The 24,453-nt window shown below is 72.7% G+C and carries 24 protein-coding genes; 18 read left to right on the top strand and 6 right to left on the bottom strand.

From position 1 onward, the window contains the following. From pucD to alc, 10 genes are all read left to right on the top strand, one after another. Positions 1 to 2,361 carry a xanthine dehydrogenase subunit D gene (gene pucD, locus FHU30_RS26340; protein WP_253879302.1) on the top strand — a complete coding sequence of 787 codons (2,361 nt, stop codon included), beginning with the start codon at positions 1 to 3 and terminating at the stop codon, positions 2,359 to 2,361. A gap of 165 nt (positions 2,362 to 2,526) precedes the next feature. Continuing rightward, the gene (locus FHU30_RS26335) at positions 2,527 to 3,987 is read left to right on the top strand and encodes an NCS2 family permease (protein ID WP_253879300.1); all 1,461 of its coding nucleotides are present in this window, start codon (positions 2,527 to 2,529) and stop codon (positions 3,985 to 3,987) included. Further along, positions 3,987 to 5,081: an XdhC family protein gene (locus FHU30_RS26330; protein ID WP_253879299.1), complete on the top strand. Its 1,095-nt coding sequence runs from the start codon at positions 3,987 to 3,989 to the stop codon at positions 5,079 to 5,081. The genes FHU30_RS26335 and FHU30_RS26330 overlap by 1 nt, the downstream gene beginning before the upstream one ends. 50 nt (positions 5,082 to 5,131) lie before the next feature. Continuing rightward, positions 5,132 to 5,521, top strand: coding sequence for an allophanate hydrolase-related protein (locus tag FHU30_RS26325; RefSeq protein WP_253879297.1), 390 nt, complete (start codon positions 5,132 to 5,134; stop codon positions 5,519 to 5,521). Continuing rightward, positions 5,521 to 6,318: a hydroxypyruvate isomerase family protein gene (locus FHU30_RS26320; protein ID WP_253879295.1), complete on the top strand. Its 798-nt coding sequence runs from the start codon at positions 5,521 to 5,523 to the stop codon at positions 6,316 to 6,318. The genes FHU30_RS26325 and FHU30_RS26320 overlap by 1 nt, the downstream gene beginning before the upstream one ends. Before the next feature lie 7 nt (positions 6,319 to 6,325). Next, positions 6,326 to 7,219 carry an NAD(P)-dependent oxidoreductase gene (locus tag FHU30_RS26315; protein ID WP_308211406.1) on the top strand — a complete coding sequence of 298 codons (894 nt, stop codon included), beginning with the start codon at positions 6,326 to 6,328 and terminating at the stop codon, positions 7,217 to 7,219. Between the two features lie 95 nt (positions 7,220 to 7,314). Then, positions 7,315 to 9,030: a glyoxylate carboligase gene (gene gcl, locus FHU30_RS26310; protein ID WP_253879292.1), complete on the top strand. Its 1,716-nt coding sequence runs from the start codon at positions 7,315 to 7,317 to the stop codon at positions 9,028 to 9,030. Between the two features lie 41 nt (positions 9,031 to 9,071). Next, a complete protein-coding gene (locus FHU30_RS26305; RefSeq protein ID WP_253879291.1) occupies positions 9,072 to 10,256 on the top strand; it encodes a glycerate kinase in 1,185 nt (394 codons plus the stop codon). A gap of 50 nt (positions 10,257 to 10,306) precedes the next feature. Next, positions 10,307 to 11,635 (top strand): allantoinase AllB, encoded by a 1,329-nt coding sequence (gene allB, locus FHU30_RS26300; protein ID WP_372503954.1) that lies wholly within the window; start codon positions 10,307 to 10,309, stop codon positions 11,633 to 11,635. Then, the gene (alc, locus tag FHU30_RS26295) at positions 11,632 to 12,633 is read left to right on the top strand and encodes an allantoicase (RefSeq protein WP_253879287.1); all 1,002 of its coding nucleotides are present in this window, start codon (positions 11,632 to 11,634) and stop codon (positions 12,631 to 12,633) included. Before allB ends, alc begins: the two co-directional genes overlap by 4 nt. Positions 12,634 to 12,674: 41 nt before the next feature. Here the strand turns inward: alc and FHU30_RS26290 are convergent, their stop codons facing one another. Beyond that, positions 12,675 to 13,151: a carboxymuconolactone decarboxylase family protein gene (locus tag FHU30_RS26290; protein WP_253879286.1), complete on the bottom strand. Its 477-nt coding sequence runs from the start codon at positions 13,149 to 13,151 to the stop codon at positions 12,675 to 12,677. A 177-nt stretch (positions 13,152 to 13,328) separates the two neighbouring features. Here FHU30_RS26290 and rpmG point away from each other — a divergent pair, with 177 nt between their 5' ends. Continuing rightward, positions 13,329 to 13,493 (top strand): 50S ribosomal protein L33, encoded by a 165-nt coding sequence (rpmG, locus tag FHU30_RS26285; RefSeq protein WP_253879284.1) that lies wholly within the window; start codon positions 13,329 to 13,331, stop codon positions 13,491 to 13,493. A 64-nt stretch (positions 13,494 to 13,557) separates the two neighbouring features. On the opposite strand, the gene FHU30_RS26280 is transcribed toward rpmG, so the two are convergent. From FHU30_RS26280 to FHU30_RS26270, 3 genes are all read right to left on the bottom strand, one after another. Further along, a complete protein-coding gene (locus FHU30_RS26280) occupies positions 13,558 to 14,535 on the bottom strand; it encodes a hypothetical protein (RefSeq protein ID WP_253879282.1) in 978 nt (325 codons plus the stop codon). Beyond that, positions 14,532 to 14,930: a hypothetical protein gene (locus tag FHU30_RS26275; protein ID WP_253879280.1), complete on the bottom strand. Its 399-nt coding sequence runs from the start codon at positions 14,928 to 14,930 to the stop codon at positions 14,532 to 14,534. The genes FHU30_RS26280 and FHU30_RS26275 overlap by 4 nt, the downstream gene beginning before the upstream one ends. 91 nt (positions 14,931 to 15,021) lie before the next feature. Beyond that, positions 15,022 to 16,677, bottom strand: a complete 1,656-nt coding sequence (locus tag FHU30_RS26270) for an FAD-dependent oxidoreductase (protein WP_253879278.1) — start codon at positions 16,675 to 16,677, stop codon at positions 15,022 to 15,024. 103 nt (positions 16,678 to 16,780) lie between these two features. Here FHU30_RS26270 and FHU30_RS26265 point away from each other — a divergent pair, with 103 nt between their 5' ends. Together FHU30_RS26265 and FHU30_RS26260 are read left to right on the top strand one after the other, a co-directional pair. After that, complete coding sequence (locus FHU30_RS26265; RefSeq protein ID WP_253879271.1) at positions 16,781 to 17,335, top strand: TetR/AcrR family transcriptional regulator; 555 nt, start codon at positions 16,781 to 16,783, stop codon at positions 17,333 to 17,335. A 58-nt stretch (positions 17,336 to 17,393) separates the two neighbouring features. Beyond that, positions 17,394 to 17,657 (top strand): hypothetical protein, encoded by a 264-nt coding sequence (locus tag FHU30_RS26260; protein ID WP_253879267.1) that lies wholly within the window; start codon positions 17,394 to 17,396, stop codon positions 17,655 to 17,657. Positions 17,658 to 17,706: 49 nt separating this feature from the next. Here the strand turns inward: FHU30_RS26260 and FHU30_RS26255 are convergent, their stop codons facing one another. Continuing rightward, the gene (locus FHU30_RS26255) at positions 17,707 to 17,943 is read right to left on the bottom strand and encodes a DUF397 domain-containing protein (RefSeq protein WP_199744763.1); all 237 of its coding nucleotides are present in this window, start codon (positions 17,941 to 17,943) and stop codon (positions 17,707 to 17,709) included. 196 nt (positions 17,944 to 18,139) lie between these two features. Here FHU30_RS26255 and FHU30_RS26250 point away from each other — a divergent pair, with 196 nt between their 5' ends. After that, a complete protein-coding gene (locus tag FHU30_RS26250) occupies positions 18,140 to 18,676 on the top strand; it encodes an RNA polymerase sigma factor (protein WP_253879265.1) in 537 nt (178 codons plus the stop codon). Between the two features lie 5 nt (positions 18,677 to 18,681). Beyond that, on the top strand, positions 18,682 to 19,656 hold the full coding sequence (locus FHU30_RS26245) for a CU044_5270 family protein (RefSeq protein WP_253879625.1): 975 nt from the start codon (positions 18,682 to 18,684) through the stop codon (positions 19,654 to 19,656). An 18-nt stretch (positions 19,657 to 19,674) separates the two neighbouring features. Here FHU30_RS26245 and FHU30_RS26240 read toward each other — a convergent pair whose 3' ends face one another. Continuing rightward, on the bottom strand, positions 19,675 to 20,202 hold the full coding sequence (locus FHU30_RS26240) for a TetR family transcriptional regulator (protein WP_253879624.1): 528 nt from the start codon (positions 20,200 to 20,202) through the stop codon (positions 19,675 to 19,677). 328 nt (positions 20,203 to 20,530) lie between these two features. Between FHU30_RS26240 and FHU30_RS26235 the strand changes: the two genes are divergently transcribed. From FHU30_RS26235 to FHU30_RS26225, 3 genes are read left to right on the top strand one after another with little or no spacing between them, the layout of a single operon-like run. Continuing rightward, on the top strand, positions 20,531 to 22,192 hold the full coding sequence (locus tag FHU30_RS26235) for an AMP-binding protein (RefSeq protein WP_253879260.1): 1,662 nt from the start codon (positions 20,531 to 20,533) through the stop codon (positions 22,190 to 22,192). After that, positions 22,193 to 23,272, top strand: coding sequence for an acyl-CoA dehydrogenase family protein (locus FHU30_RS26230; RefSeq protein WP_253879259.1), 1,080 nt, complete (start codon positions 22,193 to 22,195; stop codon positions 23,270 to 23,272). 3 nt (positions 23,273 to 23,275) lie between these two features. After that, complete coding sequence (locus FHU30_RS26225; protein WP_253879257.1) at positions 23,276 to 24,448, top strand: acyl-CoA dehydrogenase family protein; 1,173 nt, start codon at positions 23,276 to 23,278, stop codon at positions 24,446 to 24,448. Positions 24,449 to 24,453: the final 5 nt, after the last annotated feature.

The following is a 24,453-nucleotide window of genomic DNA, read 5'->3' as shown; positions in this document are numbered from 1 at the left end:
ATGCGACCCGAGAACCGCACCTCCTCAACGGCCCCGAGGAACCAGGCGCCGATCAAGTCGCCGGGGCATGTCGCCGCGCACGTCGGGCCGGAGGGCAGGGGCCGCGTCGGCGACAGCCCGCTCCGCCCGGACGGCACGCTCAAGGTCGCGGGCGAGTTCGCCTACTCGTCCGACCTGTGGATCGACGGCATGCTGTGGGGCGCGACGCTGCGCAGCCCGCACCCGCGCGCGCTCATCCGGTCGCTCGACATCGCGCCCGCGCTGGCCGTGCCCGGCGTCGTGGCCGTCCTCACCCACGAGGACGTGCCGGGCGTCAAGTTCTTCGGCCACGACGGGACGCTCGACCAGCCCGTCCTCGCGATCGACCAGGTCCGGCACCAGGGCGAGCCGATCGCGCTGGTCGCCGCCGACCACCCGGAGACGGCGCGACGCGCGATGGAGAAGATCGCGATCGAGTTCGAGGTGCTGGAGCCGGTCACCGACGCCCGCGCGGTGATCGCCGACCCGGAGCGGCACAAGGTGCAGCCGCTCGGCGGCATCACGCGGCACCAGCCCGTCCGGGTCGGCGACGTGGACGCGGCGCGCGCCCAGGCCGAGGTCGTCGTCTCCGGTGACTTCGAGGTCGGCATGCAGGACCAGGCGTTCCTCGGCCCCGAGTCCGGCCTGGCCATGCCGTCCGAGGACGGCGGGATCGACCTGTACGTCTCCACGCAGTGGATGCACAACGACCTCGAACAGATCGCGCCCTGCCTCGGCCTGCCCGAGGAGAGGATCCACATGACGCTCGCGGGTGTCGGCGGCGCGTTCGGGGGTCGCGAGGACCTGTCCATGCAGATCCACGCGGGCATGCTGGCGCTGCACACCGGCAAGCCGGTGAAGATGTCCTACAACCGGTACGAGTCGTTCTTCGGGCACGTCCACCGGCATCCGGCGTCGATGCACTACGAGTACGGCGCGACGGCGGACGGGAAGATCCTCTACGCCGAGGTCGAGATCGTCCTGGACGGCGGGGCGTACACCTCGTCCACGCTGAACGTCACGGGCAACGCGGCCTCGCTCGGCGTCGGGCCGTACGAGATCCCGAACATCAGGATCGACGCGTACGGCGTCTACACCAACAACCCGCCGTGCGGCGCGATGCGCGGTTTCGGCGCGGTGCAGGCCTGCTTCGCCTACGAGTCGATGATGGACCGGCTCGCCGCCGCGACGGGCCTCTCGCCCGTCGAGGTGCGCCGCCGGAACGCCGTCTCGCAGGGCTCCAAGCTCGCGACGGGCCAGGTCATCGAGTCGCCCGCGCCGCTCGCCGACATGCTGACCCGGCTGGAGGCGATGCCGCTGCCGCCCGCGGCCGACACGTCCGACATCCGGAACCTGCCGGGCGGCGCGTCCCAGACCACGCACGGCGAGGGTGTCGTGCGCGGCATCGGGTACGGCGTCGGGATCAAGAACATCTGCTTCTCCGAGGGCTTCGACGACCTGTCCACCGCCCGCGTCCGGCTGGAGGTGATCGGCGGCGAGGCGACCGTGCTCGTGCACACCGCCGCCGCCGAGGTCGGGCAGGGCCTGGTGACGCTGCAGGCGCAGATCGCGCGGTCCGAGCTGGGCGTGCGGAAGGTGACGATCGCGCCCGCCGACACCACGGTCGGGGACGCCGGCTCGACCTCGGCGTCCCGCCAGTCGTACATGAGCGGCGGCGCCGTGCAGAAGGCCTGCCACGCCGTCCGGGACGAGCTGCTCGCCATGGCCGAGCGCAAGTTCGGCAGCACCTACGGCCAGCTCTACCTGGACGACGGCTACGTGGTCTCGCGCTGGAACGGCATCGTCGGGCCGATCGAGAAGGTGCTCGGCGAGGACGTCATCGAGGCGACCCGCGAGTTCCACCACCGGCCCACGCAGAAGATGGACCCGGAGACCGGCCAGGGCAACAGCCACACCCAGCTCGCGCTGTGCGTGCACCGCGCGGTCGTGGACGTCGACACCGAGCTCGGCCTGGTCAAGGTGGTCGAGATGGCCGCCGTCCAGGACGTCGGGAAGATCCTCAACCGGCTGTCGCTGGAGGGCCAGATCCACGGCGGCTCCGCGCAGGGGCTCGGCCTGGCCGTGATGGAGGAGATCGTCGTCGCCGGCGGCCTGGTCCGCAACCCCTCGTTCACCGACTACCTCATCCCGACCATCCTCGACATGCCGCCGATGCGGCTCGACATCCTCGAACACCCCGACCCCGACGCCCCATACGGGCTGCGGGGCGCCGGAGAGCCACCCACGCTCTCGTCCACGCCGGCGATCGTCGCGGCCGTCCGCGACGCGACCGGCAAAGCGCTCACCCGAGTGCCGGTTCGCCCGGAGCACATCGTGGCGTGATCCCGCCGCGGCCTCCGGTCAGCAGTTGACCAACAGGGGCGGCCCGCCGATGCGCTTGGGGGACGGCGGGCCCTGCTCCACAACCGCTCCGATCGAAACGAACGGACGGCCTCGTACAAGAGGGCCGCCCGGGGTTCGATCGCGCCCTGAAGGAGGGCACGAACCGTGACCGAGACCCAAGCCCCACCCCCGAAGTCACGCCCGTCCACCACCCATGCGAACCGCTCACCGCTCGACCGCTTCTTCGATCTGACCGGGCGCGGCACCACGGTGCCGCGCGAGATCCGCGGCGGCGTCACCACCTTCGTCGCCATGGCCTACCTGGTCGTGCTCATCCCGCTGATCATCGGGGACGCGAAGGACGTCACCGGAGCCAAGCTCGACCCCGCCCAGCTGACCACCATGGTCGCGCTGTCGGCGGGCCTGTCCACCCTGCTCATGGGACTGGTCGGGAACGCGCCGCTCGCCATGGCCGCCGGGCTCGGCGTCACCCCGATCGTGGTCTTCCAGGCCGCGCCGCACATGACCTGGCCGCAGGCGATGGGCCTGGTGGTGCTGGAAGGCGTGATCATCGTGCTGTTCGCGCTCACCGGCGTCCGGCAGCTGATCATGGACGCCATCCCGCTCGCGCTGAAACAGGCGGTCGGCGTCGGGATCGGCGCGTTCATCGCGCTGATCGGCCTGGTGGACGCCGGGTTCGTCGGCCACCACGCGACCGCGCCCGCGTCCACCCCGGTCACGCTCGGCGTGCTCGGCAAGCTCGCGGGCTGGCCCGTCCTGGTGTTCTGCTTCGGGCTCGTCCTGACGCTAGTGCTGTTCATCCGCAAGGTGCCGGGCGCGATGCTGATCAGCATCGTCGTTTCCACGGTCCTCGCGGTCGTGGTGGACAAAACCGCCACGATCGACCCGAAGACGTGGGGACCGGTCGTGCCGAAGCTGCCGGACTCGATCGTCGCCACGCCGAAGTTCGACCTGATGTTCAAGGTCGACCTGTTCGGCGGGTTCGGCCGGGCCGGGATCGTCACCGCGTCCGTCGTGCTGTTCACGCTGGTGCTGTCGGGCTTCTTCGACGCCATGGGGACGATCCTCGGCGTCTGCGAGGAGGCCGGGATGACCGACGGGCAGGGCCGGCTGCCCGGCCTTTCGCGCATCCTCACCGTGGACGGCTTCGGCGCGATCATCGGCGGCGGCATCAACGGCTCGGCCAACACCGCGGTCGTGGAGTCGGCGGCGGGCGTCGCCGAGGGCGCCCGGACGGGCCTGGCCAGCGTCGTCACCGGCGTCCTGCTCGGCGCGCTGATGTTCCTCACACCGCTCGCCGGGGTCGTCCCGGTCGGGGCCGCCGCGCCAGCGCTGGTCGTGGTCGGCGCGCTGATGATGACGCACGCGCGGAAGATCGACTGGGAGGACCTGGAGATCGCCGTCCCGGCGTTCCTGACGATCGTGCTGATGCCGTTCACGTACTCGATCACGGTCGGCGTGGCGGCGGGCGTGCTGTCCTACACGCTGCTCAAGCTGGCCCGCGGGAAGGTCGGCGAGATCCACTGGCTGCTCTACCCGCTGTCGCTGGTCTTCATCGCCTACTTCACCCTGCACCCGATCGAGGAAGCACTGGGGATCAAGTGATGCGCGAGATCGCCGACCGGCTCCGCGGCTGGAACGCTGCCGGAACCCGCTACGCCGTCGCCACCGTGATCAACGTGGGCGGCTCCGCACCTCGCCAGCCCGGCGCGGCCATGGCCGTCTCCGAGTCCGGCGAGGCCGTGGGGAGCGTTTCCGGCGGATGCGTCGAAAGCGCCGTGTACGAGCTGTGCCGGGAGGTGCTCGACGGCGGTTCGCCCGTCCGCGAGTCCTACGGCTACAGCGACGACGACGCCTTCGCGGTGGGCCTGACCTGCGGCGGCACCATCGAGGTGTACGTCGAACCAGGACCCGTTCCGGACGCTGGGCTGGCGGCGGTCTCCGCTTCCGAACCCGTGGCCTTCGCGCATGTCATGCCGCACGCGTCCGCGCCGATCGTGGTCTGGCCCGACCGCCACCTCGGCGGGACCGGCCTGGCCGACGTGGACGCCGTGGTGCTGGGCGAGGCCCGCGCGATGCTCGACGGCGGGCGGACCGGCGTCCGGTCGGTGCGCTGCCGCGATGATCTCGACGTCTTCGTCCAGTCGTATGCGCCGCCGCCCCGGCTGCTGGTGTTCGGCGCGATCGACTACGCGTCCGCGCTGGCCCGGCAGGGGTCGTTCCTCGGGTACCGGGTGACGGTATGCGATGCCCGTCCGGTGTTCGCGACGGCCGCGCGCTTCCCGGACGCGGACGACGTCGTCGTGGACTGGCCGCACCGGTATCTCGCCGCCGAAGCCTCGCGCGGCGCCCTCGACGGGCGGACGGTCGTGTGCGTCCTCACGCATGACGCCAAGTTCGACGTCCCGCTGCTGGAGGTCGCGCTGCGGCTGCCCGTCGCCTACGTCGGCGCGATGGGCTCGCGGCGGACGCACCGGGAGCGGCTCGTCCGGCTCCGCGAAGCCGGACTCACCGACCGGGAGCTGGCGCGGCTGCGCTCGCCGATCGGGCTCGACCTGGGCGCCCGGACGCCCGAGGAGACCGCCCTCGCGATCGCCGCCGAGTTCGTCGCCGCCCGGCGCGGCGGCGCCGGCCTGCCGCTGGGTCGCACCGACGGCCCGATCCACCACGACGACCTGACCACCGCCGGAGTCGCCTGACCACGACCGACCTGACCGCCGCTGGAGTGGCCTGAACGAAGGAGGGATCGATGCCGCACGTGTTCCTGAACGGCGGGGCGATGCGCGGGGGACCGCTGCACTACCTGCTGGACGGCGCGCCGCTCGTCGCGTCCACCACGACCGCCGCCCGCTACCGCTTCTACTCCGTCGGCGACCGCTGCCCGGCGCTGGCGCCCGTCGCGCACGGCGGGACGGCGGTGTCCGGCGAGGTATACGACGTCCCGATGGACGTGCTGCGGGACCGGCTGCTGCCCGCCGAGCCGCCCGAGCTGGAGCTCGGCGTGGTCGAACTGGCGGACGGCTCGTCCGCGTTCGCGATGCTGCTGCGCCGCCCGCCCACCTCGTATCCCACACTGACCGACATCACCGAGTTCCAGAGCTGGACCGCCTACCGGACGAGGAAGAAGGAGGCAGCTTGATGCCGCGACGCTACGCGGTCAACTGCTCGATCCTGTTCACCGAGCTGCCGCTGCTCGAACGGGCCGCCGCCGCGCGCGACGCCGGGTTCGAGGCCGTCGAGTTCTGGTGGCCGTGGCCCGAGGCGCCCGTGCCGTCCGAGAGCGAGATCGACGCGTTCTGCCAGTCGATCGAGGACGCGGGCGTGCGGCACATCGGGCTCAACTTCTACGCGGGCGACATGCCCGCGGGGGAGCGCGGCGTCCTGTCGGACCCGGCGCGCGCGGCCGAGTTCCGCGAGAGCGCCGGCGTGCTGGAGCGCATCGCTGAGCGGACGGGCGTCCGCGCGTTCAACGCCCTTTACGGGCAGCGCCTCGACGGCGTTTCGGCCGCCGAGCAGGACCGGGTCGCCACCCAGAACCTCGCGTTCGCCGCCCGCCGCGTCGCCGCGTTCGGCGGGACGGTCCTGGTCGAGCCGCTCGCGCGCGGCCTGAACGGCGCCTACCCGCTGGAGACCGCCGCCGACGCGATCGCCGTGCTCCGCCGCGTGGACGAACCGAACGTGAAGTTCCTGTTCGACGCGTTCCACCTGGCCAGCAACGGCGACGACCTGGAGCGGGTCGTCCGGGAGCACGCCGCCGACATCGGGCACGTCCAGATCGCCGACGCGCCCGGACGCGGCGCGCCCGGCACCGGCGGCATCGACTTCGGCGCGCTGTTCCGCGCGCTCGACGAGGCCGGCTACGACGGCTGGACGGCCCTGGAGTACAAGCCGGACGGCCCGACCGGGTTCGGCTGGATGAAGGAGTGGCCCGCATGAGGCTCTCATCGACGAACAGGAGCCAAGGATGAGCACGATCGGATTCGTCGGGCTCGGGATCATGGGCGCGCCGATGGCCCGCCACCTGGTCGCCGCCGGGCACGACGTGACCGGCTACGACGTGGCGCCCGCGGGGCTGGACGCGCTGGTCGCGGCGGGCGGGCACGCGGCGTCCGGTGTCGCGGAGGCCGTCGCCGGGGCGGAGGTCGTGATCACGATGCTGCCGCAGGACGAGCACGTCGAGGAGGTCTTCTTCGGCGGGATCCTCGAATCGGCCAAGCCGGGCGCGCTCTGCATCGACTTCTCGACCATCCGTCCGGAGACGTCGCAGCGCGTCGCCGCCGCCGGGCGCGAGCGCGGCCTGCGCGTGCTGGACGCCCCGGTCAGCGGCGGCGAGAAGGGCGCGGTCGACGCCGTCCTGTCGATCATGGTCGGCGGGGAGCGCGCGGACTTCGAGGCGGCCCGGCCCGTGTTCGAGGCCGTCGGGAAGACGTTCGAGCTGGTCGGCGGCAGCGGCGCGGGCCAGTACGTGAAGGCCGCCAACCAGCTGATCGTCGGCGGCACCTACGGGCTGGTCGCCGAGGCGATCGTGCTGATGGAGGCCGCCGGCGTGGACGCCAAGGCGGGCATCGACGTGATCGCGGGCGGGCTCGCCGCGTCCCGCATCCTCGACCTCAAGCGCGACTCGATGCTGGCCCGCTCGTTCGAGCCGGGGTTCCGCATCGACCTGCACCACAAGGACATGGGCATCGCGACCGCCGCCGCCCGGAGCGCGGACGTGTCGCTGCCGATGACCGGGCTCGTCGCGTCCCTGGTCGCCGCCGCCCGCTCGCGCGGCTACGGCACGCTCGACCACTCGGCCCTGCTGAAGGTCGTGGAGGACCTCTCGGGCCGTTCCTAGAAGCGTTTTCCTTGCCAGAACGGACGGCCGGCCTTCCACCGAGCGCCAACTCCGAGCAGGAGGCCGGCCGTCCGCCCCAGAAGGGATAGTGCACCATGGCGAAAGTTCCCGTCATGTCGGCGGTCGTCGACATCCTCAAGTCCGAGGGCGTCGACATCGCCTACGGGTGTCCCGGAGCCGCGATCCTGCCGCTGTACCAGGCGATGGAGCGGGACGGCGGGATCGAGCACCTGATCGTCCGGCACGAGGAGGGCGCCACCCACATGGCCGACGGCTGGTCGCGGACGACCGGCGGGGTCGGCGTGGCGATCGGCACGTCCGGCCCGGCCGGGACGAACATGATCACCGGCCTCTACACCGCGCACGCCGACTCGGTGCCGATCCTGTGCATCACCGGCCAGGCCGCCTCGGACAGGCTGCACCAGGAGGCGTTCCAGGCGGTCGACATCGTGGAGATCGCCAAGCCGGTCACCAAGTGGGCGGTGCAGGTCAAGGAGGCCGCGCAGGCCCCCTGGATCTTCCGCGAGGCGTTCCGGGTCGCGCGGTCGGGACGTCCCGGGCCGGTGCTCATCGACCTGCCGATCGACGTGCAGAAGCAGGAGATCGAGTGGGACGCGTCGATCGACGCGCCGCTGCCGGTCACGCCCGTCGCGCCGCACCCGCCGCGCGTCGAGCGGGCACTCGACATGCTCCTGGCGGCCGAGCGTCCGCTGCTGCTCGCGGGCGGCGGCGTCATCCTCGCGGACGCGTCGGACGAGCTGGTCGAGCTGGCCGAACTCCTCCAGATCCCCGTCCAGGCGACGCTGATGGGCAAGGGCGCGATCGACGAGGACCACCCGCTCTACGCGGGCATGACCGGCATCCAGACCTCGCAGCGCTACGGCAACGCGTCCTTCCTCGAAGCCGACCTCGTGCTCGCGCTGGGCGCGCGCTTCGGCGATCGGCACACGGGGCAGCTGGACGTGTACCGGGGCGAGCGGAAGTTCATCCACGTGGACGTCGAGCCGACGCAGATCGGCAAGGTCTTCGGCCCCGACCTGGGCATCGTCTCCGACACCAAGCTCTTCCTGCGCGCCCTCACCGAGGCCGCCCGAGCGCGCGGCGTGTCCGGGACGTCGGGTTCGTGGGCCGAGCGCGTCCGGTCGCTGAAGGCGTCGCTGGTGCGGCGCGAGGACTTCGACGACGTGCCGATCAAGGCGCCCCGCGTCTACAAGGAGATCAACGCCTTCTACGGCCGCGACACCTACTTCGTCACCGCGATCGGGCTGTACCAGATCTGGGGCGGGCAGCACCAGAAGGCGCCGAAGCCGCGGCACTACCAGGTGTGCGGGCAGGCCGGCCCGCTCGGCTGGGAGATCCCGGCGGCGATCGGCGTGAAGACCGCGCTGCGCCGCACCGAGCCGGACGCCGAGGTGGTCGGGATCGTCGGCGACTACGGCTTCCAGTTCCTGGTGGAGGAGCTGGCGGTCGCGGCGCAGTACGACGTCCCGTTCGTGCTCATCATGATCAACAACGAGTACCTCGGGCTGATCCGGATGGCCGAGGACCACGGCGGCTACGGCATGAAGTACGAGGTGGACATCCACTACGACGAGTTCGGCACCGACAACGTCAAGATCATGGAGGCGTACGGCTGCTCCGGCCGCCGGGTGCTCGCGCCGGGCGACATCCGGCCCGCGCTGGAATGGGCGCGCAAGGAGGCCGGCCGGACTTCCCGCCCGGTGCTGGTCGAGATCATGATTGACCGCGAGTCCGACACGGCCAACGGCGTGCGCATCGACCGGATGCGCGAGTACGAGCCGGTGCCGTAGGCGCGTTCTGAGGCAGGCGCGTTCTGAGAAAGAGGTGGCAGGTGAAGCGGGACCACGTGGTGATCGCGCCCGACAAGTTCAAGGGGTCGCTGACGGCGGCCGAGGTGGCCGCGCACGTCGCGGCCGGGCTGCGCCGCGCCCGCCCGGACGTCCCGGTCACCCTGCTGCCCGTCGCGGACGGCGGTGACGGCACGGTCGACGCCGCCGTCGCGTCCGGCTTCTCCCGGTTGCAGACCGCGGTGACCGGGCCGACCGGCGAGCCGATCGTCGCCGCCTACGCGGTGCGCGGCTCGACGGCCGTGGTCGAGCTGGCCGAGGCGTCCGGGCTGCGGCGGCTGCCGGGCGGCGAGCTCGCGCCGCTGACCTCGTCGAGCCGGGGGACGGGCGAGCTGATCGACGCGGCGCTGCGCGGCGGCGCGCGGCGGATCGTCCTCGGGCTCGGCGGCTCGGCCTGCACCGACGGCGGGGCCGGCATGGCGTCCGCGCTGGGCGTCCGGTTTCTCGACGCGGACGGCGCGGAGCTGCCGCCCGGCGGTGCCGCGCTGCGCCGCCTCGCCTCGATCGACCTCGGGACGCTGCCGTCCCGGCTGGAGGACGTCGAGGTGGTAGTGGCGAGCGATGTAGACAGCCCGCTGCTTGGCCCGGACGGCGCCGCCGAGGTGTTCGCGCCGCAAAAGGGCGCGTCGCCGACCCAGGTCCGGACGCTCGAACAGGGCCTCGCGCGGCTGGCGTCGATGGCCGGCCTGGTCGCGGTCGGCGGCCGCGGTCCCGTGCACGAGCGGCCGGGCGCGGGCGCGGCGGGCGGTGTCGGGTTCGGCGCGATGACCTTCCTCGGCGCGGCCGTCCGGCCGGGCATCTCCTACCTGCTCGACCTGCTCGGCTTCACCACCGCCGTGCGCGGCGCGCGGCTGGTGATCACCGGCGAGGGCTCGCTGGACCGGCAGTCGCTGCGCGGCAAGGCCCCGGTCGGCGTCGCCCGCGCCGCCGCCCGGGAGGGCGTCGACACGGTCGCCGTCGCGGGCCGCCGCGCCCTGACCGGCGAGCAGCTGCGCAAGGCCCGCATCCAGGACGCCTTCGCGCTCACCGACATCGAGCCCGACCCCGCCGTCTGCATGGCCGAGGCGGGGCCGCTGCTCGAACGCCTCGCCGCCGATCGGATCGCCGCGGCGTGGCTGACCGGAACCCCCGTCCCCCGCGAGGAGCGTGACCGTGACCGTGACCTGTGACCTGGTGAGTGATCCTGACGTGGTGAGTGGCCGTGGCCTGGTGAGTGACCGTGAGCTATGACCTGGTGATCCGCTCGCGGCGCGCCGTCCTCCCGTACGGCGAGCGGCCCGCCGCCGTCGCCGTCCGGGACGGCCGGATCGCCGCGGTCGGCGACCGCGACGCGCCGCTGCGGGCCGCCGCCGAGGTCGATCTCGGCGACCTCGCGCTGCTGCCCGGGCTGGTCGACACGCACGTCCACATCAACGAGCCCGGCCGCACCGAGTGGGAGGGCTTCGCGACCGCGACCCGCGCGGCGGCCCGGGGCGGCGTCACGACCCTGATCGACATGCCGCTGAACTCGCTGCCGCCGGTGGTCGACGTCCCCGCCCTGGAGACCAAGCGCGCCGCCGCGTCCGGCGCGGTGCACGTGGACGTCGGGTTCTGGGGCGGCGCGGTGCCCGGGAACGTTCCATCGCTGCGCCCGCTGACCTCGGCCGGGGTCTTCGGCTTCAAGTGCTTCACGGCCGACTCGGGCGTCCCGGAGTTCCCGCCGCTGTCCCCGGAGCAGATGCACGAGGCGTTCCGCGAGATCGCCGCGCTGGACGGCCTGGTCATCGTGCACGCCGAGGACCCGTCCCAGCTGGCCCCGCCCTCATCGGGGGAGTACGCGGACTTCCTGGCGTCGCGTCCGGCCTCGGCCGAGCGGTCGGCGGTCGAGCTGGTCATCCGGCTCGTCGAGCAGACGGGCGTGCGCGCGCACATCCTGCACCTGTCGGCGGCCGACTGCCTCGAACCCCTCGCCAAGGCCCGCTCGCGCGGCCTCCCGATCAGCGCCGAAACCTGCCCGCACTACCTGACGCTCTCCGCCGGGGACGTCCCGTCGCCGGACGCCACGTCCTACAAGTGCTGCCCGCCGATCCGCGACGCCGCCAACCGCGACGCCCTCTGGACGGGCCTCGCCGACGGCGTGATCAGCTGCGTCGTCACCGACCACTCGCCCTGCACGCCCGAGCTGAAGCGCGGCGACTTCGCCACCGCGTGGGGCGGCATCGCGTCCCTGCAGCTCGGCCTCCCCGCCGTCTGGACGGCCGCCCGCGAGCGCGGCCACTCCCTGAACGACGTCGTCCGCTGGATGGCCGAAGGGCCGTCCGCGCTCGCCGGCCTGACCTCCCGCAAGGGCCGCATCGCCGTCGGCGGCGACGCCGACCTCGTCGCCTTCGCCCCCGACGAGCCCTTCACGGTCGTCCCCGCCGACCTCGAACACCGCCACCCCGTGACCCCGTACGCGGACCGCACCCTCACCGGCGCCGTCCAGGCGACCTGGCTGCGCGGCGAGTCCGTGAACGGCACGCCGCGCGGCGTCCTGCTGAGCCCCGCACCCGATCGGAGTAGTACGTGACCGACTTTTCCGCCCTCCCGGACCTCGCCCTGCGCACCCTGGGCGGATCGGTGACCGCCGCGAGCGACGAGTCGTTCGAGGAGAAGGAGAACCTGATCAACCCCTGGGCGCCGCGGTTCTCCCCGGAGACCTTCGGCGCGAAGGGCCAGGAGTACGACGGCTGGGAGACCGCCCGCCGCCGCCCCGACGCGTCCGGCGCCCTCGGCCACGACTGGGCCGTCGTCCGCCTGGGCCTCCCCGGCGTGATCCGCGGTGTCGTGATCGACACCGCCTGGTTCAAGGGCAACTACCCGCCGCACGCCTCCGTCGAGGCCTGCTCGGTGGACGGCTACCCCGGCCCGTCCGACCTCACCGGCTGGACGGAGATCGTCCCGAAGAGCCCGCTGCAGGGCGACACCGTCCACGAGTTCAAGGTGGACGTCGACCGCCGCTTCACGCACGTCCGGCTGAACATGTTCCCGGACGGCGGGATCGCCCGCCTCCGCGTCCACGGCGAAGTCGTGCCGGATCCCCGACTTCTCACGGGCCTCACCATCGACCTGGCCGCCCTGGAGAACGGCGCCCACGTCACCGAATGCAGCAACATGTTCTACTCGTCACCCGACAACATGCTTTTCCCCGGCCACGCCCGCAACCAGGCCGAGGGCTGGGAGACCGCCCGCCGCCGCGACGCCGGGAACGACTGGGCCGTGGTGAAACTGGCCGCCCCCGGCAAGATCGCCCTGGCCGAGTTCGACACCACGAACCTGAAATTCAACGCCCCCGCCGCCGTGGCCCTCTCAGCTCAAACACCTACCGGCGAATGGCGCGAACTGATGCCGAGAACAAACCTCCAACCGGACACCCGCCACCGCTTCCGCCTGGACTCCGACGTCGAGGCGACCCACGCCCGCATCGACATCCACCCCGACGGCGGCCTGGCCCGCGTCCGCCTCCTGGGCACCCTCACCCCCGCGGGCGAAGCGGCCCTGACCTCCCGCTACGCGTCCCTGACCTGACGGAGCGGGGGCGCCCGGACGACCCGGGCGCCCCCGTCAGATCACCCGAACTGCCCGGGCTTGTAGTCACCCCCCGGCTGCTTGTTGATGACGCCCATCCGGTTGCTGGCATTGATGAGCGCCACGATCAGCAGCAGATCGGTGAGCTGCGCCTCGTCGTAGTACTTGGCGGCGTTCTCCCATACCCCCTCGGAAACCCCGCCCGCCCCGTCCGCGATCCGAGTGCCTTCCTCGGCCAGCTCAAGCGCGGCCCGCTCGGCGTCCGTGAAGACGTTCGACTCCCGCCACGCCGCGACGAGGTTGATCCGGGTCTGGTCCTCGCCCGCATGCGCCAGATCCTTGCTGTGCGCATCGGTGCAGTACCCGCACCCGTTGATCTGGCTGGCCCGCAGCATCACCATGTCCCGAGTCGCCGCCGGAACGGTCGACTCCTTGATGATGACCCCGCTCGCCGAAGCGAAGTGCTTCAGCGCCTTGGCCGCCACCGGACTCCCGAACAGATTCAACCGAGCACCCATAACGACTCCTCACTGGCGAACACGATGTCGCCATAGAGATGCCGCACCCCCGAACCCTGTGACACCCACCCACCGTGACCTGCCCCACAGCCCGCAGGGCCGAATCCGCCGACCGGGATGAAATTGAAAACGGTTGTCGTTATGATGGCATCGGTTTCCGAGGGAAGAGGGGAACTCATGGCGCGTAGCGAGCTGCGGCCCGTGGTCAGGCTCCGGTCCACCGCCGGGACGGGGCACACGTATGTGACCCGCAAGAACAGGCGGAACGACCCTGACCGCATGGTGCTGCGCAAGTACGACCCGGTCGTCCGGCGGCACGTGGACTTCCGCGAGGAGCGCTAGGCGCTCGCACAGACCAAGGCCCCGCGTCCGTCCCGAGCACCCGGGCGCGGGGCCTTGCCATGTCTCAGGACTTGGGCTCGTCCTCGCGCGGCGCGGAGAGCGCTTCGGCGATCGGGCTCTGCGGCGGTGCCGGTTCCGCAGGGGCGGACGCCGCGGGCTTGGGGGTCAGCGAGTCGGCGACCGAGACCGGCGGTGTCCAGCCCGGCTCGGGCGCCGGGGGCATGGACGGGAGCGACGGCTTGAGCGGCGCGGTCAGCTTCGGCGCCGGCTTCTTCGCCGTCTCGGCGGCCGGGGTCAGGATGCGCGGCTCGCGGTCCGGGATGAGGCCCGGCCCCGGCTTGACCGACGGGGACGGGACGTCCATCCTGCGGCGCGTGCCCTTGCGGGAGCGTGATCGGGAACCCGAGCCCCCGCGGCCGCCGCCCATCCCGCCCATCGGGATGCCGATCATCGGGACGATCTGCTGCTGTTGCTGGTTGCCGTTGTGGTGCTCCGGCGAGGACTTGTCGTCGTCCTTGGCATCGGGCGACGGCGAGGCCGAGGCCAGGGTGGTGCGGCGCTTCGGCGGCGGGGCGTCGGCGGCGCCGTCGATCTTCTCCGGGAAGGCGTGCCACAGCTCGGTGATCCGGGCGTTCAGGCGGCGCATGTACTGGTCGACGTCGTCCTGGACGGCGCCGTGCTCGGGCGCGTGCTCGATGTACCAGGGCAGGATCTCGCCGCCGTAGGCGCGCAGCGCCTCGCTCATCGCGCGGGCGGCGGCGAGGAGGTGCTCGGCGTCGGCGAGCAGGCGGCGGAGCGCGGCCAGGGACGGGGAGCCCTCGGCGGCCGGGTCCTCGCCGTGCCGCCGGACGAGGTGGAAGAGCAGGTCGCGCAGCTCGTGCAGGCGGCGGGTCGCGTCGTCGTAGGCGGACGCGGCGGTGGCGACGTCGGCGGGGGAGGTGCCGCGCAGCATGTCGCGGACCTTGTCGGCGTCCCCGTACCCGGACAGGGCGCCGGCCGGGGGGTTGCCGGTGCGGATGGGAGCGTGGCGGGGGTCGGTCATGAGGTCTCCTGCGGGCCGCCGTCCGGCGAGGCGCCACCGGCCTTCGGGCCGCCGTCCAGCAGCTCGCGGACGCGCCCGACCCGGTCGACGTTGTCGTCCTCGGCGTCCTGGACGGTCTCGGCGCTGCGCTCCAGCGCCTCGGCGGCGGTCCGGATCTCGCTGAACAGCAGCCGGTAGGCGGCGGTGAACTCGGCATGGCCGCGGGCGGCGGTCCCGGCCAGGGCGCCCGCGGCGTCCCAGGAGCCGAACGCGGCGGCGGGGGTGTTCGTCCGGACGGTCACGTCGGCGGGCGATCCGGGGGTGCTCGGGCGCGCGAGCTCGCGGCGGAGCAGCGCCGCCGCTCCCCGGGCGAACTCGTGGTCGTGTGCCGTGCCCCCGTGGTTCGGTTCGGTCACGAGACGACTCTCCCTGGTGATCGGTAGAGGCGCCATCCTCGCCGAGGGCCGCCGCCCGGGTCAAACCGGACGGCGGCCCCGCCAGGGCGTATTACGGACGTGCCATATGGGTCGCCGCGGCATAACCGAAGGTCATGGCGGGGCCGATGGTCGCGCCCGCGCCCGGGTAGGTCCCGCCCATCACCGACGCGGACGCGTTGCCCGCCGCGTACAGGCCCTCGATCACCGTGCCGTCCGCCCGCAGGACGCGCGCGTCCGCGTCCGCCACCGGCCCGCCCTTGGTGCCGATGTCGCCCGGGACGAGCGGGATCGCGTAGTACGGCGGCTTGACCAGCGGCGCCAGGTTCGGGTTCGGGAGCGTCGGGTCGCCGTAGAAGTTGTCGTAGGCGCTGTCGCCGCGTCCGAAATCGACGTCCCGGCCGTTGCGGGCCATGGCGTTGAAGCGCGCCACGGTCGTCTCCAGCCGCTCCGCCGGGACGCCCATCAGGCCCGCCAGCTCGCGGACGGACCCGGCCTTCTTGATGAACCCGTCCTTCAGCCACGCCTTCTTGAACGGCTGGCCCGGGAAGTGGTTCAGCATGATGTAGCGGTTCTTGGTCCGGCCGTCGATGACCATCCAGGACGGGATCGCGCGCCCTTCGCCGTCGGAGTACATCCGGTCGACGAAGTCGGCGTAGGGGAGTGCCTCGTTCAGGTACCGCTCGCCGTCCTGGTTCACGACGACCATGCCCGGGACGGCCCGGTCGGTGACCAGGAAGACCGGCTTCTCGCCGGGCGGGACGACCGCGGGCATGCCCCAGACCTTGTCCATCAGGTCCAGCTCCGCGCCCGCCTTCAGCGCCGCCTCCACGATGTCGCCGGTCTGCTGCTCGGCGGCCGAGGTCCACTTCGCGTCGGTCGGGGACGGCAGGTACCGCTCGCGCAGCTCCTGGCTGTGCGAGAAGCCGCCGGACGCCAGCACGACGCCCTTCTCGGCGCGGATCCGGACGGTCCTGCCGCCGCGCTCGGCGATGACGCCGACGACCCGATCGCCCTCGATGACCAGGTCCCGGAACGGGGTGTTCACCCGGATCTCGCCGCCCTCGTCCGCCAGGGACGTCGCGAGCCGCGCGGCCAGCGACTCGCCGACCGACGCGAGCTTCGCCCCGGTGACGACGGCCCGGGCGAACCGGCCGCCGATCTTCAGCGCGGTGAGCTTGCCGCGGAGCGTGCGGCCGATCATGTTCACGTCGTGGAACTCGGCGCCCTTCATGACCATGCCGTACGTCGGGAGCTCGGTGCGGCGCATGGTCGCGCGCAGGCCCTTCAGCTTGCGCAGGTCGAACACCGGCGGCTCGACCGTCCGGCCCTGCCCGAAACCGCCCGCGCGCTCGGGGTAGTAGTCGCTGTACCCGCGCACGTACTCGAACCGGACGTGCCGGGTGCGGTCGTGAAGGAACCGCACCATCTCCGGCCCGCGCTCCAGGTAGGCGTCCTTGCGCTCGGCCGGGACGCGGTCGCCGACGGTCGCGTCCAGGTAGGCGCGGGCCTTCTCCGGGGAGTCGCCGAGGCCCTGGTGCTCCAGGTACAGGTTGCCCGGCACCCAGATCGCGCCGCCGGACAGCGCGGTCGAGCCGCCCCACTTCGCGGTCTTCTCCAGCACCACCGCGGACAGGCCGCGCAGCCGGGCGGTCAGGGCGGCGGTGAGCCCGGCCGCACCGGACCCGACCACGACCACGTCGAAGGTCTCGTCCCAGCGAGTGTCCATCGTTGCCTCCTCGCCGGTCGGGGTCGGGACGCGACTCCGGCCGTGAACATCGTTGTTCCTATATGAGACAGTACTGTCTCGATCGCCTACACTCTAACGCGCCATGACCTCCGTTTCTTCCGACGTTTCTGCCGAGGACCGCACCCGCGCCGCGATCCTGCGCGCGGCCGCCTCCGCGCTGCGCGCGCACGAGCGGGCGAGCATGGCGCAGATCGCCCGCGCCGCCGGGCTCGGCCGCGCCACCGTCTACCGGTACTTCGCGAACCGGGACGACCTGCTCGCCGCCCTCGCCCGGCACTCGACCAGCGAGTCCGTCCGCGCCCTGGACGAGGCGGGCCTCGACGCCTGCCCGCCCGCGACCGGGGTCGAGCGGATCGTCCGGGCGCTGCTGCGCGTCGGCCGCGACTACTACGTCCCCGGCCGCGCCCACCCCGGCGGCAGCATCGAGGAGCAGGCCATCCGCGAGCGCGGCGCGGCCGTCGTCGCGCGCGGCCAGCAGGACGGCGTCTTCCGCGCCGACCGCCCCGCCGACCAGCTGGCCGCGATGCTCGGCTTCCTCGTGGAGGGCGCGCTGGTCTACGAGCCCTTCCCGGCCATGGGCCTGGAGGACGCCGCCGACGCGATCACCGCCCAGTTCCTCGACGGCGCCCGCCCCTGAACGGTCCTTTGCCGCCCGTTTTGTCTGCAATAACGCCGTTCCGGGGAGGACAGCGGGCGTGAGCAGACTGAACGCCGAGGAGCGCCGCGAGCTGAAGCCGGACGAGTTCGGCATCCCGCCGCGCGACGGCAGACCCGGCAAGTACCCGATCGAGAACAAGTCCCACGCCGTGGACGCGCTGGCCCGCGTCGACCGCTTCGGCACGCCCGAGGAGAAGGAGCAGGTCCGCAAGGCGGTGGCCAAGCGCTATCCGGACCTCCCGTCCAGCGAGGGCGAGGGCTCCTCCGACGCGGCCAAGGCCGAACGCCGCCACGGCAAATGAACGAGGCCCCCGCGTCCCATCTCGGACGCGGGGGCCTCGCGGCGATCCGTCAGCCCTCGGCCGGCGGCTCCTCTTCCAGCAGGTCGTCGAACTCGCCGTCCTTCACACCGGCCACGAACGCGTCCCACTCGGCCTCGGTGAAGTAGAGGACGGGACCGTCGTCGTCCTTGGCGGAGCGCATCACCACGGCCCGCTCACCGAACTCCTTGTGGTTCACCGGGACGTCCTTGCCGTCGATGAACTCGATGATGACGCCATCGGTGACGATCGGTTCCTGGTTGTTCACTGCCACCCCTTCAGAGCCCGTCCGCGATTGCCCCCAGCCTAGAACGCGCGCCCCTTCCGCGCCCCCGCGAACGCGACGCGGGCGTCCGGCGAAGGGAGGATGACAACGCGTCCTCTCACGGAAGGCCGACCATGCCCCCCGAAGCGCGCCTCCCCGCCCGGTGAAGCGGATCCTCGCGCGAAGCGCCGACGCGTCGGTGATCGAACGATCGCTGCGCGAACCCGAGGACTTCGCCCAGATCTTCGACCGCTACTACGACGCGATCCACGGCTACGCGTCCCGCCGCCTCGGCCCCACGGCCGCCGACGACGTCGCGGCCGAGACGTTCCTCATCGCCTTCGACCGCCGCGACGCCTACGACCTCTCGCGCCCGGACGCCCGGCCGTGGCTGTACGGCATCGCGTCCAACCTGATCGCCCGGCACCACCGCGCCGAGGCCCGCCAGTACCGCGCCCTCGCCCGAACCGGACCGGACGGACCGTCCGAGGGGCCGGAGGACCGCGCCGCCGCCCGCCTCGACGCGTCCGCCGCGCGCGGACCCCTGGCCGACGCCCTCGCCGACCTCGCGGGCGGCGAGCGCGACGTCCTGCTGCTGGTCGCGTGGGCGCAGCTCAGCATGCAGGAGGTCGCCGAGGCGCTCGACCTGCCCGCCGGGACCGTCCGGTCCCGCCTTCACCGCGCGCGCCGCCGCGTCCGCGCCGCGCTGCCCGAGGCCATCGAGGAGGCCGTGTGAACGACATGGAGACCCTTCGCGACGCCTGGGCCGGCACCGAGCCCCCGTCGCCCACGGCGCGCGCGAACGCCCGCGCCGCCCTACTGGAACGAGCCGCCGCCGCCCAGTCCGCCGAGTCCGGCGAGCCGGTTCCGCGCGTCCGGGCCAGGCGCCGCGACTGGACGATCGGACTCACGGCAGCAGCCGTTGCCGCGACGGTCATCACCGGTTTCGCGGTCGCTCCGTCGCTGAACAGAGGTGAACACTTCGCCGCCCAGCCGACCACCGCGAAGGGAGTGCTCGAACGTGCCGCCTACGAGGCGGAGCACCGCCCGTTCAAAGCTCCCCGACCAAACCAGTGGCTCATGGTCGACACCCGCGTCGTACTCGCGACCAGGTGGACGAAAACGAACGATGCGCTGCCCGGCCCGTACAAGACGTCCGACGACCGGCTCTGGTACAAGGTGGCCGATGAGCGGGCGGCCACCGTCGACCCGAAGTCGAAGAAGCTGGTCGACCGGATGTCGATCGCCGCGTATCCCTTCCCGCACGGCTACGCGAACGTCGCCAGGCTGCCCACCGACCCGGCAGGGCTGATCGCCTGGTGGAAGGACAAGGAGCGGGCGACGAACGGGAGCGGGGAGCCCGCCTGGGAGCTCCTGGTGACCCAGCTCGGCATGTTCCTGATGAAGAGCGTGCCACCGCCGAAGGTGCAGGCGGCGGTCTACCTCGCGATGACGAGGATCCCGGGCGCGACGGTCGCCACCGGCATCAAGGACGGTCTGGAAGGGCGCACCGCCGTCGGGGTCGGCTGGCCCACCCGCCCGGGGGTCGTCCAACAGATCCTGTTCGACTCGTCCACCTACACCTACCTCGGCACGCGTGACCTGAACGGTCCGCGCCCGGCTTCCGGTACCTCCGGAGTCGAGGGGACCTTGCTGTCCGCCGAGTTCCGCACCCGGGCGGTGTACGTGGACGGGCCCGGGCAGGTGCCGAACTAGGGCCGGGCCCGGGCCGGGTCAGAAGTCGTGGAGGAGGCGTTCGGCGGCGACTTCGAGGCGGGACTGGATCTGGTCGGCGGTGGCGTGGCCGCGGAGCATCTCGATCATCTCCATGGTCCACACGCTGGCCAGGGCCTTGGCGAGGACGTGGCGGCGGTCGCCCGGCGGGACGGCGACGTCGCGGCCGACCGAGGCGCGCAGCAGCAGGCCGGTCATCCGGTCGCCGAAGTCGGTCTTGACGTCGGAGAGCAGCAGGGAGCGGATCAGGGCCTCGGCCAGCTCGGGCTCGCGCATGAGGCCGCGCGTCGCGCGCATCAGGACGTCCACGGCGCGGCGGTGCGCGGCCTCGGTGCGCGGCGGGCGGCGCTCGATGCTGCCTTCGAGGAGGTCGAGCTCCTCGCTGACGACCGCGACGACCAGGTCCATCTTGGACGGGAAGTACCGGTAGAGCGTGCCGAGGGCGACGCCGGCGCGCTCGGCGACCGTGCGCATCTGCATGGCCTCGACACCGCCGCGCGAGGCGAGCGCGGCGGCCGCCTGGACGATCCGGCGGCGGCGCTGGACCTGGCTGCGCGACCGCGCGCCGCCTCCGCGCGGGGCCTCCTGCCCGGCGGCGTCCGCCGCGGCGGCCTCCCCGGCGGCGACCCCGTCCACGGTGTCGGCCCCTGCGTCGGTCACGGCGGGGTCCCCGGTCGGCTGGTCGCCGGTCACGGCCTGTTCTGCGCTCACCGGGACATCGTACAGGGCGGACAGGAACGTGTTATCTGAATGCGGTTCGGTTCGCCGGACCCGCTCCGCCCAGGGGCGGTCGGAGGGGGTGAGGGCGCCCCTGGACACAGACTAGAATCTGTTCTAGTTTTGCGGCCGGGAGGTGATGCCGGTGACCGTCGCGGAACTGCTCGCGGCCCGTGCCGACGACGACCGTCCGGGACTCTCCTGCGCCGACGACGGGCGGCGCTGGAGCTGGCGGGAGGTCGTCGCCGAGTCCGCCGCCCGCGCCGCGTGGATGGCCGCCCGGCGGCCGGGCGAGCGCCCGCTGCACGTGGGCGTCCTCCTCGACAACGTGCCTGAGCTGGTCTTCCTGCTCTGCGGCGCGGCCATGTCGGGGAACGTCGTGGTCGCGCTGAACCCGACGCGCGGCGCCGCCGAGCTGCCGGGCGACGCGTGCCGCGCCGACTGCGACCTGGTCGTCCACCAGCCCGAGTACGCGCCGCTCGCGCAGCGGACGGCCGTCCGGACCGAGGGGTTCGCCGACCGCACCCGCGAGGTCGTCTCGCTGGAGGAGCACGAGCGGGCCGTCGCCGAGTTCGCCGGGGTGCTCCCGCCGAAGGCGGACGTCGACGCGACCACGCTGATGATGCTGATCTTCACGTCGGGCACGTCCGGACGGCCGCGGGCGGTCCGGGTGACGCACCGGAAGGTGGTCGTGCCGGGCGAGAACCTGGCCGGGCGCCTGCTCAAGCCCGAGGACGTCGTGTACTGCCCGATGCCGCTGTTCCACTCCGGCGCGATCATGGCGGCGTTCGCGCCCGCGCTGGCCGCCGGGGCGGAGCTGGTCGTGCGGAGCCGGTTCAGCGCGTCCGGGCTGCTGCCGGACGTCCGCGCGCACCGCTGCACGTACCTGCACTACGTCGGCAAGGCGCTGTCCTACGTGGTCGCCACACCCGCCAGACCGGACGACGCGGACAACCCGCTGAAGATCGCGTTCGGCAACGAGGCCGCGCCGCTGGAGCAGAAGGGGTTCGCCGACCGCTTCGGCTGCTTCGTCATCGACGCCTACGGCTCGACCGAAACCGCGATCTCGTTCTCGCCCGATCCGTTCGGGCCGCCCGGGGCGATGGGCAAGCTCACGCCCGGAATCCAGGTGCTCGACCCGGAGACGGGCGAGGAGTGCCCGCCCGCCCGCTTCGACGAGACCGGACGCCTCACCAACCCGGACGAGGCGATCGGCGAGCTGGTCAACACCACCGGCGAGGGCCTGTTCGACGGCTACTACAACGAGGACGCCCCCGACCGGCTCCGCGACGGCATGTTCTGGAGCGGCGACCACGCCTACCGCGACGAGGACGGCTACGTCTTCTTCGCCGGACGCGCCGCCGACCGGCTCCGCGTGGACGGCGAGAACTTCGGGGCCGTCCAGGTCGAGCGGGTGCTCGCGGCGTTCCCGGGCGTCCGGCAGCTCGCGGTGTTCGGGGTTCCGGACGCCGCGTCCGGCGACCAGGTGATGGCCGCGCTCGTCACCGACACCGGCGGGTTCGACCCGGACGCGTTCGCGGCGTTCCTGAAGGGCCGCGACGACCTCGGGCCGAAGGGGACGCCCCGGTACGTCCGGGTGGCGCGGGAGCTGCCCGCCACCCCGTCCAACAAGATCCTCAAACGTGCGCTGGCCCGGGACGGCTGGCGCACCGACGACCCGGTGTGGTGGCGGCCCGGCCGCGACCTCGCCTACCGCCGGATGACCGCCGAGGACGCGGCGTCGCTCGCCGCCGAGTTCGGCCGGCGCGGACGCCGCCACCTCCTGGAAGGGAGCGCCTGAGTGGACTTCAACCTCGACGAGGCCCAGCGCGAGCTGCGCGACCTCGCCGCCGGACTGCTCGGCCGCGAGGCCGCGCCGCAGCGCCTCGAAGCGTTCGAGAAGGGCGGGACGGCCTACGACGAGCCCGTCTGGAAGGCCCTCGCGCAGGCCGGGCTGCTCGGCCTGGTCGTGCCCGAGGAGCAGGACGGCGCGGGCCTCGGCCCGGTCGAGCTGACCGTCCTGCTGCGGGAGATCGGCGCGCACGTCGCGCCCGTCCCGGCGTACGCGACGCTCGCGCTCGCCGCCCTGCCGATCGCGCTGACCGGCACGGACGCGCAGAAGGCGCTGCTTGCGGGCGTCGCCACGGGCGAGACGGTCCTGACCGGCGCGTACCGCGAGGTCGGACCGTCCGGAACCGTCGAGACCACCGCGCGCGGAGGACGGCTCACCGGGACGAAGACGTACGTCCCCTACGCGCGCGAGGCGTCGCACATGCTCGTCCCGGCGCGGGCGGAGGACGGAACGATCCAGGTGTACCTGGTCGAGCGCGCCGAGGCGGCGATCGCGGACCAGCCGTCCGCGACGACCGAGCCCCTCGCCCGCGTCGAGCTGGACGGCGCGCGCGGCGAACCGCTCGGCCCCGGCGCCTGGGACGCCTTCCGCCGGTCGGCCGTCACCGGCGCGGTCGCGGTCTCGTCCGGGGTGGTCGAGGGCGCGCTGAACCTGACGACCGAGTACGTCAAGACGCGCGAGCAGTTCGACCGCGCGCTCGCCCAGTTCCAGGCCGTGACCATGCAGATCGGCGACGTGTACATCGCCAAGCGCGCGCTGGACGTCGGCGTCTGGGGCGGCGCGTGGCGGTTCGCCACCGGCGCGGACGACACCGACGAGGTGCTCGCGATCGCGGCGTACAACGCGTCCGACCCGGTGGTGAAGGCGCTCTACACCTGCCAGCACCTGCACGGCGGCATCGGCCTGGACGTGACGTACCCGCTGCACCGCTACTTCGCGTGGGCGAAGCAGGTCGGGCACCTGCTCGGCGGCGCCGAGGACCAGCTGGAGACGCTCGGCGCGCTCGTCGCCGCTCAGGAGGTGCGGTAACCGATGTTCATCGACCTGACCGACGAGCAGAAGGAGCTGCGCGCCGAGCTGCGCGCGTACTTCCGCGGCTGCCTCACCCCCGAGCAGCGCAAGCAGATCGCGGACGACCCGTTCGGCGAGCACTACATGGCGCACTGCAAGCGCCTCGGCCGGGACGGGATGCTCGGCGTCGCCTGGCCGGAGGAGTACGGCGGGCGCGGCTACGGACCGGTCGAGCAGCAGATCTTCGCCAACGAGATCGCGCGCGCCGAGGTGCCGTACCCGATCATCACCCTGAACTCGGTCGCGCCGACGATCCTGCAGTACGGCACGGACGCGCAGAAGGCGTTCTTCTTGCCGAGGATCCTCGCGGGGGAGTGCCACTTCGCGATCGGCTACAGCGAACCGGGCGCGGGCACCGACCTGGCGTCCCTGCGCACCACGGCCGTCAAGGACGGCGACCACTACGTCGTCAACGGCCAGAAGATCTTCACGTCCGGCGCGCACTACTCCGACTACGTCTGGCTGGCCGCCCGCACGGACCCCGAAGCCAAGAAGCACAAGGGCATCTCGATGCTCATCGTGGACTGCAAGGACCCCGGCTTCTCGTGGACGCCGATCGTCACCATGGACGGCCGCCACCACACGAACTCGACGTACTACCAGGACGTCCGCGTCCCGCTCGACATGCTCATCGGCGAGGAGCACAAGGGCTGGGACCTGATCGTCAACCAGCTCAACCACGAGCGCGTCACGCTCGGCCCGGCGGGCAACATCGGCCACACCTACGACCGGTTCGCCACCTGGGCGCGCACGGCGGTCGGACGCGACGGGCGCCCGCTGATCGAGGAGCCCGCCGTCCGGCGCGCGGTCGCGCAGGTGTACGCCTACCTGCGCGTCAACGAGCTGCTGAACTGGCAGGTCGCCGCCAACATGGACCTCGGCTGGCTGGGCGCCGCCGACGCGTCCGCCACCAAGATCTACGGGTCGGAGCGGATGCAGGACGTCGGCCGGATCGTCGGCGACGTGCTCGCCCGGTTCGGCGATCCCGGCGACCCGGCGACCGCCGCGTTCCTGGAGGTGCTGGACCACGGCGTCAAGGGCGCGGTCGTGCTGACCTTCGGCGGCGGCGTGAACGAGATCCAGCGCGAGCTGATCGCCATGATCGGCCTCGGCCTGCCCCGCGCACCCCGCTAAGGAGC

Source organism: Actinomadura rupiterrae (assembly GCF_024172125.1).
Classification (GTDB): domain Bacteria; phylum Actinomycetota; class Actinomycetes; order Streptosporangiales; family Streptosporangiaceae; genus Spirillospora; species Spirillospora rupiterrae.
Note: the sequence above shows the minus strand (reverse complement) of the source record. Positions and strands in the feature narration are given on the sequence as shown.

Excerpts from the sequence above, each read along its gene's own strand:
- pucD (WP_253879302.1), top strand. The coding sequence starts at position 1 with ATGCGACCCGAGAACCGCACCTCCTCAACGGCCCCGAGGAACCAGGCG.
- FHU30_RS26330 (WP_253879299.1), top strand. The coding sequence starts at position 3,987 with ATGCGCGAGATCGCCGACCGGCTCCGCGGCTGGAACGCTGCCGGAACC.
- FHU30_RS26325 (WP_253879297.1), top strand. The coding sequence starts at position 5,132 with ATGCCGCACGTGTTCCTGAACGGCGGGGCGATGCGCGGGGGACCGCTG.
- FHU30_RS26320 (WP_253879295.1), top strand. The coding sequence starts at position 5,521 with ATGCCGCGACGCTACGCGGTCAACTGCTCGATCCTGTTCACCGAGCTG.
- gcl (WP_253879292.1), top strand. The coding sequence starts at position 7,315 with ATGGCGAAAGTTCCCGTCATGTCGGCGGTCGTCGACATCCTCAAGTCC.
- FHU30_RS26290 (WP_253879286.1), bottom strand. The coding sequence starts at position 13,151 with ATGGGTGCTCGGTTGAATCTGTTCGGGAGTCCGGTGGCGGCCAAGGCG.
- rpmG (WP_253879284.1), top strand. The coding sequence starts at position 13,329 with ATGGCGCGTAGCGAGCTGCGGCCCGTGGTCAGGCTCCGGTCCACCGCC.
- FHU30_RS26280 (WP_253879282.1), bottom strand. The coding sequence starts at position 14,535 with ATGACCGACCCCCGCCACGCTCCCATCCGCACCGGCAACCCCCCGGCC.
- FHU30_RS26270 (WP_253879278.1), bottom strand. The coding sequence starts at position 16,677 with ATGGACACTCGCTGGGACGAGACCTTCGACGTGGTCGTGGTCGGGTCC.
- FHU30_RS26265 (WP_253879271.1), top strand. The coding sequence starts at position 16,781 with ATGACCTCCGTTTCTTCCGACGTTTCTGCCGAGGACCGCACCCGCGCC.
- FHU30_RS26245 (WP_253879625.1), top strand. The coding sequence starts at position 18,682 with ATGGAGACCCTTCGCGACGCCTGGGCCGGCACCGAGCCCCCGTCGCCC.
- FHU30_RS26235 (WP_253879260.1), top strand. The coding sequence starts at position 20,531 with ATGCCGGTGACCGTCGCGGAACTGCTCGCGGCCCGTGCCGACGACGAC.
- FHU30_RS26225 (WP_253879257.1), top strand. The coding sequence starts at position 23,276 with ATGTTCATCGACCTGACCGACGAGCAGAAGGAGCTGCGCGCCGAGCTG.